The organism is Mailhella massiliensis, assembly GCF_020741395.1.
GTDB classification, from domain to species: Bacteria; Desulfobacterota; Desulfovibrionia; order Desulfovibrionales; family Desulfovibrionaceae; genus Mailhella; species Mailhella massiliensis_A.
In genome coordinates this window covers 1-11,498 of the sequence record NZ_DYZA01000221.1, presented here as the reverse complement: position 1 = coordinate 11,498, position 11,498 = coordinate 1, and the positions used below count along the sequence as shown (strand labels likewise).

The following is an 11,498-nucleotide window of genomic DNA, read 5'->3' as shown; positions in this document are numbered from 1 at the left end:
TATCTTAGCTCTGAGCTGCTTGCGTTCCCACACGGGTGTTCTCTGCGCGCAGAGGTTGTGACTCGATTTCCTTCTTTATCTTTGCGTTCCATAGATAACCCACACGGGTGTTCTCTGCGCGCAGTAAGCCTTTAAACAACGAAAGCCCGGCCATGGAGCCGGGCTTTCGTATGTTCTGCAGGTCTTTTACAAACGTTTTTACTTCAGCACTGCTTCCGGACCGACAAGCAGCGCCTTCTTCTTGAAGTCACTCAGTGACATGTAGCGCACCTTGTCCGACGCAGGGCGACGGGTGAAATCCGTCATCGCATGCAGTTCCTGTATCGGAGGAAGGGCGTCATACTCGCCTATTTCCTTCCACCAGCCAAGTTCATGCAGACGCTCAAGCCTGTTCTTCCGAAACTGTTCCCTCAGGCACGCCTGCGTTTCGGCATCAAGGCAGGGCCTGCCGCCTTTCACACGATTCACAAGAGAGGCATAGCGTGTGCGCGTATCCTCCACTTCGGCATGTACAAGTTCCAGTTTTACCGAACCAAAGCCCAGCGGCTTGCCCATGCCGAGCTTTACGGCATGATTGCCGCCCGACAGGCAGAGCGCTTCCAGCACGGCGCCAAGTTCCACATCCGTCAGTCTGTCGATGCGTATCTTCACCTCGCCAACGGCTCCGGCAGCCAGCGGATGCAGCCATGTCAGCACTTTTTTCGACAGCGGCATCCTTTCCTCGGCAAACCACAGACTTTCATTCACATCATGGTGCCAGTACATCTTCCAGCCGCGCAGCTTTTCTCCGCTTCTGTAGGCTGCAAGGCTTTCAGGCTCGTTCTTTGTTCCGCCGGAAACGGTTCGTATCGAGGCAGGATTCTGAACAATATAGTGCGCAAGACTGGTGGGGTGCGGCGTACCGAGAACGGCACAGCAACCGCCCGGACGGTACTCCTTCCCTTCCACAAAAACAGGCTCCACCGTCACGCGCCCTTTGATGGCCCCTGCTTCGCCAACCCGGCCAAACAGCGTTTCTGCAAAATCCACGGCTGCGGCACTGCGGGCAAGGTCGGCGGGAGACTTATGGTATTTAAGACGGAAGTAACGGCACAGTCCCAGTTCGGCCACAGCTCCATCGGCATCTTTTCTATAGAACACCGGATGCCCGTCCCCCTGCAGGCAGCGCTCCCGGCGCCAGCGCTTCTTCTGGTCCTCGGTCATCTGCCGTTCAAAGTCTGCTACCACCTCGCGGGCAACAGGAAGAGCTTTTCCCGAAGGAGGCGAAAACCTGTAGTCGGTGGAATGTCTGAGCGCACCCGTTTTTCTATCCCTGTACAATATGCCGCCGGTCTGCACCCGTTCGCCGCCGCTCAAAGGCCCCTCTCCATGCTCCACCTTTTCCACCACAACGGGAAAAAGCTCGTAGTCCGCGCCATTCCGGCGCAGGTATCCGCCCAGAATTTCATCAGTGAAAGCCTCCCGGTAAACGGCGCCCGTCACGATGCGCCAGAACGACTCCCGGCGGGAAACCTGACGCATGGCGGAAAAGGAAAGTATCTCCACCAGGGTGCGCAGCACTCCCTTGACGCTGCTGCCAGGAATGACGTTTCTTCCCTCGACGGTGAAAAAACGGCACTCCGAGGAGTCATCCGCTCTTTTCTGCCTTTCTCCGGCCACAAGCAGCGGCGTGAGCGCCTCAAGACGGCAATGCAGCACGCCCGACCAGTGACCACGTTCCGCCCCCTTCTCTTCCAGCACGGCTCCCGGCTCATGGGAAATGAAGTTATACGGAGCCACGGCATCGCACAGCGCAGGCTTTCCGGGTCCGGAAGGCATTTGCCCGCAATGACTGCCTCCATATTTCTGCCTGCTCCCGCCTCTGAACGCCTGTCTTCCGGAAGAAAACTCGGCATTCCTGCCCGTTGCTCCCTGTTTCTCCGTTCCTGAGGCAGGCATTGCGGAAACGGCCTCCTTGCCGGGGATGGAGCATTTTTCTATCTGCCCCGTATGGTTCAGCACAAAGAGGACCTCATCGCCTTCGGCGGCCTTCTCCTTATCGAAACATACCGCTTTTTCCTGCACGGGCATCCGGGACACCCGGCCTTTCAGGTTCGTGTAGGACACCTGAAAACTTCTGCCCTTCTTGCCTGTCTGAATGTGAAGGGTGCCTTTGATTTCCGGCTGATCACTCATCGTTTTTCCTCCCTCACGTCGGCAAGGCATTCGGCATGGAGCCTGAGCATGCCGCATTCATCCGGGCAGAAAAATTCCCGACAGACGAGACTGCCGGTCACACCGACACCCCGGCGCAGAAGATAGCTCTGTTCACGCATAAAGCATGTTTTTCCGCTCTCATCGCCACACTGTATCATGCGCACTCTGCCTTCCCTTTCTCCAAAAGCCTTTTCCATGCGGCACTCGCCTTGCCCGGAAAAAACGACAAGCCTTGAGGCTTCCATCACCCCGTTCATGTCGAAGGACTCAAGGGGGACGATACCGGCCCTCCTTGCCGTTTCAAATAGGAGCCAGGCGGAAGGCCCGGTCATGGACCTTGCAAGAGAAAAAAATTCTTCCACGGTACAATGTTTCTGCGCAACGGCAACGGTCATTCTTCTCATGCCTGCAACACCCTGCTTAGTTCTTCATCAAGCTGCGCGAACACGGAAAGCATGGCTTCCGTATCGGCAACGCAAACAGGCTTCCCGTTCTGAAAAAGCGTGCATTCCCACCTGGAAAGAGCCTTTTCCGGACTCTCCTTCCAGTCCCTGAGCACGAGCCTGCCGCAGCCGCGGCCTGCCCCTCCGCCCAGGGGCAGGCCCCCCTCCGCCATATCGAAAAGAGCATGGAAAAGAAGCGCAAGTTCATGAGAGGCAAGGCCTTGCAGCGAAACGGAAACCGTCGTGCTCATACCCTTCTTCCATACCGGCCCTTCACTGAACAGGGCGCCGTCCAGCGCCCCTCCCGAAAAGCGGTCAACGGCAACATGGGGAATGCTCAAAGGCTGCGCATCGCCAAGTTCCACATCATGGAACAGCAGTCTGCCTTTCCGTCCGCCCTGATTCTCCGCATGGCCGAAAAGGCTGCTCATGAGCTTTTCGGCCTCTTCCGCAGAAAGGCCGCGCTCGCGGCATATCCGATACATGGCATGGCGGAACGCTCCCTTTACGGAACTTCCCGGAACAACGAAACATTCCTTCAGTCCTTTGGTCTCGTAGTCAAAAAAAGGCGTCGAAGCAAACACCAGGTCATCTTCTCCCCGAAGGGAAGAGCCTCCGCCCACAATAAGCGGGCCGTCGGCCTCGAACGGAATGGTGAGAGCGCCGCTGAAGCCGTCGCCCCGCATGGGAAAAACTGTTTCCGTCACTGCCACGGGGTTTCCGCCATCGCTGCCGGAAAAAAAGGCCCCGGAAGAAAGCTCCAGCCATGCCTGCATTCCTGCAAAGGAGGTCAGGTCGAAGTCGCGACATTCCGTACAAAGCGCACGGTAAACACCCATGCCGTTCGTGCCGTGTCCTCCCAAAGACATGCCTCCCTGCGCGGCGAGAGCACAGACCTGATCGAAAAGGGCAAGTTCCCTTTCCACATCGCTCCTGTCCCACGGATCGAAGGCAAACTCCAAAGCAAAACGCGTCCCTGCCGGAACGATCTCTTCATCAAACTTCGCCCTGTCCTCCGCCGTTTCGTTCTCGCTGTTCAAGCGGACATGATCGCGAAGAAAAGGCCCCTGTGGGAGCTCGACCTTCTCGCCGGCGAGCAGCTTGTCCAGCACGGGCCGACCGTCATAATCCAGCAGCCGGGCGTCCGACGCCCAGAACATCGACGCCTTTTTTCCGCCGAACAGGCTGTCTGCAGCCGCGCTGTCCAGCTGTTCCGCAAGCTCCCGCAAGGCGCCGGCCACAGACGTTCCGGGGATGATCCAGTACCCGAATGCGTCGCGCACCACGGGCTGATCCTGCAGCCAGCTCTCCTCACCGCCTCCGCAATGGAGCGGAGAAAGACATTCCAGCGTCATCCGAAATATGCGCATGCTCAGTTCCTCCCGTCGGTGCCGGCAAGACTTTTTCGATTCCATACGGAAAGAAGCCTCAGCAGGAAAAGACGGTGAGCCTTCTCTCGTGCCGCATAACGCTCGACTCCCTCTTCCTGACCTTCAGGCAGAAACTCCTCCCCTCGCTTCATGGAAAGAAGCTCCTTCATGATGACGTCCATGTAATCGTTGCCTCGGGAAAAGGGGCTGAAGGCCACGGACTCCCTCCACTGTTCGCCTGCGCTCCTGCTGTTCTCCAGCATGCTGCCAAAGGCCGATTCCCAGCAGTCATGCGGCAATTCCGTGACAATGCGGCGAATGTTGCCGCGCTGACTTGCGCTGGGATGGGCATTCCGTGCCGCCGTGGAAAGAAACTGCTGCCAGCATTCCTCAAGCAGCATGGCATAAGTGCGCTCCTCGCACCGTCTGTCCAGCGCACGGCGGCGCATGATTCGCCACAGGGGAGAAGACTGAGGACGCAGGCCCTTCTTCTCGGGAACATTGAAATCCGTCGTCGGGATATCGGGGAATGACTTGTCCAGAAATTCCGGGTCCACCTCCATCCTGCCGTACCCTTCAATCCGGCTGCCGCCAAGCATGAGTTTTCCGGGAAGCCGTACCGCCTTTTTGAAGGAGCAAAGAAATACGCTGCCCTGCTCCATTGCCGTGCGGGAAGCCCGGGGCTTTTTCCACATGGCGTTGTACCCCTGGATTTCCACATAGGTGCAAAACTTCCTTGTCAGCACGGGAGGCTCTCCGCAAAGCCGTTCCAGCTCTTCGCACAGGCTTTCCACAGGAGAAAGCCAGGAAACGGAAGACATGTAGTGCGAGAGGCAAAATATGGCGAACTCCTGCCCGGCAGCGATGCTTACGGCCTCATTGTTCTGCACTTCTTCCGTCACTTCAAGAACGGAGACTCTGCCGTATCCGGCAGAGCGCGAACGGCCCACGCGAAAACTCTTCGTCAAAGACAGCAGATTCCGCAGATGCCGCCCTGTCTCCTCATCGCAACAGGTCACAGTGCAGGCAAACTCCGTGCCCGCCGCCATGCTGCTGTACCCGAAGAGCTGCCCCTCCAGAGCCGAGCGCTGAGTCCCCAGAGCAACATGAATATTCCATTCTCTCTTTTCCTCTGCAATCCTCAGGCTCTTTCTTCCCATGAAGTGCGAGCCAAACTTCTTGAGCTTTGCCGCCTCATCCTGTGCAAGAACGCCTCTTTCACGCAGAACCGCCGTAAGGTTGTCGTCGTCGGAAACGCGGAGCAGATTCACCACGACATGACCGTCGGCATCTTCCCCGACTCCAGGCAGGCCCTTGTGATTCTTCACCCGCATATAGGAACGGGGGACAGGAACGCCGGACTCCTCTCCGCACAGAGGAAACGCCATTCCCCAGGAAACGCCGCCGTCGAGAAAAAGACGCTGAAAGACAGGAGACGCGTCGGGCTCCACGCCGTGGTGAACGCGCTTCCATGACTCGGCAAACGCGCCGAGAAGCATGTTGCCGGGAATATATCCCAACATTTCGTGCGCCATGCTTTCCGCAGAGCCTGAGGTAATGACGAGCGGCTCTTCCGCCCTGAGCCGTATCGTAAATGTCATCATGCCATCCTCCAGTCCCGAAGAGCAGGTACGGGCACCTCGGCGCCGTGTTTCGTCATCAGCTGCAGCCTGCAACGCCCGAGCCCTCTGGCCCTGTCGGCTCCCATGCTTTTCACGGCCGCGCACACGGCGGCCATGTACGGAAGAATCCAGGCGCTGTTCTCTTCAGGCATATCGAAGGTGAGCCTGCTGTTGAAGACGGTTCCGGGAATGCCGCATTCCAGCGTGCGCAGAGAACCCTGTTCAGCCACGCCGTCCTTCAACGCCGTGCGCGAACGACGGGTCATCATGTACGAGACCTCTCTCCCCCTCTCCTCAAAGGAAAGGGAAAGAAGAAAGACGCGTATGTCTTCCGGAAGCGTGGCGGGAGCAACGTACAGGCGCCCCGCATGCTTTTCATTGACGCTCTGCGAGTCGGAACCGAAAAGAAGAGGCAGAGCCCGGGCATAGTCGCCTCCGAGCGCACAAAGACGCCAGGCTCCCTCCCGGAGCGCGCCCTTGACGGCACGACCGGGTATCACGGGAACGCCATCGGCATCGCGATTGAGCACAGCATCAGCAAGGTGACTTTCCCCAAGACCGCTGCCGCAATGCCAGTCCGAAACAAAGCTGATGTGCAGTTCCGCCTCCATCATCCGTCATTCTCCACTTCGACCAGTCTTGCCAGCAGGTCGTTCGTATCTACGGCCGAAGACGGCAGCAGATGTTCAAGCTCCAGATAATCGCCAAGAATCGTGCGCTTTTTTCCTGCTTCTGGGGCCGGGGAAAAAAATCCATGAGGAAACAGTTCCCGCAACAGCGCCGGGCGCATGAGGTCTCTGCCGAACCTTCCCCCCATGCCCTTATCCATGCTCCTGCACAGATTTTCCCAGTGCTGAGCGGCGCTCTCTTCGCCGCTGTGGCAGGCGTTCATGGCAGGGCGCAAGGCAGAGCGGGGAAGCGTCTTCAACACGTCCACGCCGCTTCTGACAAACGAGGCCAGAGACGTTCCCCTCTCCTGCCGCCCAAGAAGGAACGGTTTTGTTGTAAGCAGCGCTCCGTCGTCCGCCGTGCAGGCTCTGCGCCGATACGCTTCGACATCGTCTTCCACGTCCTCGGTAAGCACCAGATAGTCGAGACTGCTGGGCCTCGGTGAAGCGTTCAGCGTTGCCCCTTTGGCGCTTTCCGTCAGGCTCTCCACAAGAGAAAACGCTCTGGCGAAGGGATAGGACGCCTTCATGACGACCATGCCGGCCCCGACGGAAAGACGCTCTCCCAAACATTGCGACTCCCTTTCAAATGTTGCTGCAAAGCGGGCAACGAACAGCAGCGCAAGGTCGGCCCTGATGACCAGCGTGATGTCGTCGCCGCCCATGACCAGCGGGCGGAGCGGCATGACAAGGCGATGTACGGGCCTGCGGCGCAGCTCGAAATCCATGACTTCCTTCACCGCCGCCCGGAACGCCGCCTTATTGGCCCGGACGACGGTTTCCGAAAGCTCCCTCATGGAGGCTATGCTCTGCTCCAAAGGCAGCTCTCTGCCCTCTTCCAGCTTTTTTCTGAACAACTTGCCGAGGTCGTTTCCGTCCATGTGCACAAGAGCCACTCTGGCCTTCTCATTCCCCAGCATCTTGCCAAGGTCGTCTTCCCAGACGGCCTCCACGCCTTTCGGCTCTTCCGTCATGGTCCGGAGTCTCCGACGCGAATCGGCAAGGTACTCTTCCATCCTGCGCGTCGCCGACGGCACGGAAACCAATTCCCCCTTCTCCTTCGCGCAGGCGGGATATCCGTCGAGTCTGGCGGCCTCCAGAACCGGCAGCATGTGAACGCCGCACGTCACGGGAAAAAGAGCTCTCTGCTCCTCGATGCGCCGTTCCGCATTGCTGCGCGCCAGCCGGTAGGACTCCATGTCCCAGGTCATGGGAACCTGCGTTCCGTACAAGGGAAGTCCGGGAAAACGCTCCAGCGCTTCTTCGGAAAAACAGGTCAGAAATTCGAAGGCCTTGTCGTAATCGGACATGATGAGACAAATGGTTCCCGCGCCCCGCTGCACCTCGATACACCAGTCTCTGTCCGGTTCCGGGCGTTCAACCCTGCGCAGGGAAAGCTCCTTCAGCCTGTCGTTCAGAAAGGTTTCCGGGAGTGCGTCAATAATCTCGGAGCCTCCTATCATCTCCTTCAGCTTCCCCGTGCTGCAAAGGAATTTCTGGATGCCGCACACTTCCAGTTTCACAAATGCCAGTTGCCGTTCCATCATTCCTCCGTCGTCCGCAGTAAAAGGCGCAGGGTTTCGATGAGCTTCAGGAGCTCTTCCCTGCGGCACAGCAAGCGCCAGCCGAAAACCATGACGTTGTCGCCATGCATGGAAAAAAGTTTCTCATTGACATGGAGAAGCATTCTCAGAGCAAAACGACCCAGCCGTTCTCCCGTAGCAGCCACTTCGTCGGCCGCATCCTCCACGGAGGCATAGGGGTTGGCCTTGCAGGAAATGACGACAATGTCGTTGTTCCGACTGCCTGTCACGTCCAAATCCAGGCTGAACACGTCCGTCTCCGAAGACAGGCTGTTCTCCCGACGGATAGTCTTCTCTATGGCTTCCGGCCAGCTGAATCGAACCCGATACCTTACGTCGGTAAAACCTGCCTCTTCAAGCGCGGCGGCGGCCAGCTTTTCCAGCCACTCTCCGCCTTCCGTGGAAAAACGATATGCTGTGCCGCCGGCGGTGAGCACCCACTCCTTGCCCTTGCCCGGCTCAAGTCTCATGCCTCCGGCAGACACCGCTCTTTTCATGACGTCGTCATCCCGGTCCTCGTCAATGGAGACTCTCATGAAGGCAAGCATGACGCGGCACATCTCTCTGTCCGCCTCCGAAAGTTCTCCGCAACTGCGCAGCAACGCGCCCTCCACGAGGAAGCGTGTCTCCATGTCGCAGGGAACGACCTTCAGAGGCTGCTCGTCGTGCGGAGCGAACAGGGGAACGCAGAGTCCGTTTCTGTTGTCGATGGACCACACCGAACAGCCGTGACTGCGTCCCCACCATGCCAGCATGGCCCCCTGCCCCTTGGTGCCGGGAGTGATGTTTATGCTGACGTGCGCCCCCTCCGCCGGAGCGGGAAGAAGAGTCTCCAGATAATTGCCCTCCACCGTTACGCGGACAATGCGCACGGACTCAAACCCGAAGAAGTCTGCGGCATTTTTTATGCGCTTTGCCACGTCCTCAAGGTCTTTGGTGCAGCAAAGTACGGCATGACGCGCCTTGTGAGAGCGCAGCGCCGTAATCGTAGGCACAATATTGGTCCCTACGCTCACAATGAGCGTGCCGTCTTCCAGAGGAGACTCCGCCTTCTGCTTCTGGGGCTTCAGCGTCTCGGAAGCATCCTTGAACACGGCCCTGCGGGCAAACACTTTTTCCAGCTTGCCCCGCAAGGGAGAGTGTTCACCGAATTCGCCCGTTCTGTCCAACACCTCTATCTTTCCGCAGGACTCGGTCTGCAGGCGATGGGCAGTCTTCTCATCGCTTACGACGGCATAGACTCTGCGATCATACAGCTGCGTGCTGCGCTTTCTGTCGGCAGCCCATTGCACGAGTTTCCGCTCAATGTTGACGCGCTCCTTGGAATCTTTCGGAAGGAAGCGCATGTCCTTCATGAAGTTGATGCGGTTGCTCCCCGGATTCCAGACCACATCAAAGGTCACGCCGTCAATGGCGAGACCGGTCTCACAGCCTTCGGGCAGAGCCATGCCCTGCTGAGCACACCAGTCTACAAGCGGACTCGAAGAAGCAGCGCGACTCCACTCCACGCCCTGAAGCTCCAGCATTTCCCGGACGGAAAACCTGTCGGCATCGGCAAGGCGCTCCACAAGCCCCGTTTCCGTATCAAAGGCAAGGGAGCGCATTTCGGATGACTGGATGAAAACAGGACGATGGTTGCCGAGTGCAACGACACAGTCGGCGATAAGATAGTTCATCCCCCCATCGACATTGAAGAAGATGCGTCCTCCTGAGGCTTCCGCTTCTTCGGCAAGACGCGCAACAACGGCCGACGCGCTCTCCTTTGTTCCCGCCGTCATGGGAATGGAAAGAATATCGACGTCGCAACCGTCGTGCCTTGCCGCCCAGCTCTTCAGACGAAGAGCATGTTCCTCTGTTGCCTTGGTGGCAAGAAGTATGCTTCTGCCTCCGGGGCAGGCCCGGAGAAAAGCCTGCCTGGGATGCAGCGTTCCCATGATCTGGGTGCCGACTATGGAGACAAACGTATGAGACATGGAGTCATCTCCTGTTATATATCTTCCAAGACAATGCGCACAAAACAACGCTGAGTCTTTCCCTGCCAAACGCGCCTCTCGTCCTTTTATAGCAAAAAACATGCCAAAAGTATATCCTCGTCTCTCGCCATAAAACAAAGCATCTGACAGATAAAAACATACGGATTTTCGATTTTCACACGAAAATCCGTATGTTTTACAAGCCGAACTTCTTCTTTCTGGAAATAAAGGTGCTTTGAGGCAGACTCAACATTCTGGCAGCTTTGGCGTCGCTTCCGCCGCTGAGACGCAGTGCGCGCCGTATGAACATGGCATGTTTTTCATCAAGCCATGCATTGATGTCGGAAGGAATGAAATCTTCTCCGGCCTCCGGTTCCTGCTGCAGTTCCAGCTGTCCGCTCGCGTCGTCCGCCGTGATGACGGTATCGGACAACAGGCAGATAGTGGTAAGGCGAAATTTCATTTCCCGTATATTGCCGGGCCAGGCATAGGCAAGCAGCAGGGCTCTGGCCTCCAGTGAAAGCACACGCGGCAGGGCCATGCACCATTCCTTATTAATGGAGTCGAGCAGGTAGTCGAGAAGCCTGCTCCTGTCGTTCTCGGAATAGGCGGAAACAGGGCTGAGTCTGGGCATATACTGCGCCAGCCGGTAATAGAGGTCGCAGCGAAAACGCCCTTCCTTCACATCTTTCAGAAGATCTCTGTTCGTGGCGGCTATGATGCGCACATCGACCTTTTTGCTTCGATTCGAGCCCAGCGGCGTAATGAGCCCCTCATCAAGGGCCTTGAGCAGCAACGACTGAAGATTCAGGGGAATCTCTCCCACTTCATCCAGAAAAAGCGTCGAGCCTGAGGCTTTTTCAAAAGCGCCCTTCTTCTCCTCCACCGCGCCGGTAAAGCTGTTTTTCTTATGACCGAACAGTTCGGAGCGCATCATGTTGTGGTCGCCCGCCACTTCCGCACAGTTCACGGAAATCATTTCCTTCCCGGCTCTGTCGCTGCATGCGTGAATATATCGGGCAAGCTGCGTCTTGCCGGCTCCCGTATCGCCGACAATGAGCACCGATGCCCGCGTTCTGGCAATCTTGTTCCTGACCTGCTCGAAAATCTTTCTATTGACGCCGGCAATAAACGGACCTTCCGAAGGCGAAGCATCGGGGGCAATGCCGGAAAGAATATCCGGCAAGGGTACGATTCTGGCTCCGGGCTCCCCCGGAGAACGAAAATCCGGCCTGACAGTATAAATCGGAAAACCGGGAAACTTGACGCTCATGAGAAGCTGTACGGAGTGCATGGCCCCGGTACCGGACGTCAAGTTATAATAGTACGCGGCATGACCGGGCAGTGCGGAAAGCACACGGTATTCCGCCTGATAAATGGCGGCAACGTCGGCAACCTTCACATCCAGTACATGGACTTCCACATCCCTGCAACCAAAGAGCTGCACCGCACGTTTTATTTTAATCAGCGAGGGTTCTCCCCCCACCTGCCTGTCACACAATAGAACAACTTTCTGAAAAAATCCTTTGTCCTTTCCGCAATAGTGCTCAAGTATTGTATAAAATGGCCCTCTTTGTTCCTTATTGACATCTTCAATATGTTCTATATCCGCTTTTCCTATCCAGGAAATAAAAATATTCAAC

Annotated in this window: 8 protein-coding genes; all 8 read right to left on the bottom strand. The window is 57.2% G+C overall.

Annotated features, from left to right (window positions below):
• Window positions 1-198: 198 nt before the first annotated feature.
• The 8 genes from K8W16_RS10755 to K8W16_RS10720 all read right to left on the bottom strand — a co-directional run bounded on the left by K8W16_RS10755 (window position 199) and on the right by K8W16_RS10720 (window position 11,356).
• On the bottom strand, window positions 199-2,175 hold the full coding sequence (locus K8W16_RS10755; RefSeq protein WP_304123574.1) for a TIGR03986 family CRISPR-associated RAMP protein: 1,977 nt from the start codon (window positions 2,173-2,175) through the stop codon (window positions 199-201).
• Window positions 2,172-2,600 (bottom strand): hypothetical protein, encoded by a 429-nt coding sequence (locus K8W16_RS10750; RefSeq protein WP_304123572.1) that lies wholly within the window; start codon window positions 2,598-2,600, stop codon window positions 2,172-2,174. Before K8W16_RS10750 ends, K8W16_RS10755 begins: the two co-directional genes overlap by 4 nt.
• A complete protein-coding gene (locus K8W16_RS10745) occupies window positions 2,597-4,009 on the bottom strand; it encodes an RAMP superfamily CRISPR-associated protein (protein WP_304123568.1) in 1,413 nt (470 codons plus the stop codon). Before K8W16_RS10745 ends, K8W16_RS10750 begins: the two co-directional genes overlap by 4 nt.
• A 2-nt stretch (window positions 4,010-4,011) precedes the next feature.
• Window positions 4,012-5,613, bottom strand: coding sequence for a hypothetical protein (locus tag K8W16_RS10740; protein ID WP_304123566.1), 1,602 nt, complete (start codon window positions 5,611-5,613; stop codon window positions 4,012-4,014).
• The gene (locus K8W16_RS10735) at window positions 5,610-6,245 is read right to left on the bottom strand and encodes an RAMP superfamily CRISPR-associated protein (protein WP_304123564.1); all 636 of its coding nucleotides are present in this window, start codon (window positions 6,243-6,245) and stop codon (window positions 5,610-5,612) included. The genes K8W16_RS10740 and K8W16_RS10735 overlap by 4 nt, the downstream gene beginning before the upstream one ends.
• On the bottom strand, window positions 6,242-7,843 hold the full coding sequence (locus tag K8W16_RS10730) for a hypothetical protein (RefSeq protein WP_304123562.1): 1,602 nt from the start codon (window positions 7,841-7,843) through the stop codon (window positions 6,242-6,244). Before K8W16_RS10730 ends, K8W16_RS10735 begins: the two co-directional genes overlap by 4 nt.
• Complete coding sequence (locus K8W16_RS10725; RefSeq protein WP_304123560.1) at window positions 7,843-9,855, bottom strand: hypothetical protein; 2,013 nt, start codon at window positions 9,853-9,855, stop codon at window positions 7,843-7,845. Before K8W16_RS10725 ends, K8W16_RS10730 begins: the two co-directional genes overlap by 1 nt.
• Window positions 9,856-10,051: 196 nt before the next feature.
• Window positions 10,052-11,356, bottom strand: a complete 1,305-nt coding sequence (locus K8W16_RS10720; RefSeq protein WP_304123558.1) for a sigma 54-interacting transcriptional regulator — start codon at window positions 11,354-11,356, stop codon at window positions 10,052-10,054.
• Window positions 11,357-11,498: the final 142 nt, after the last annotated feature.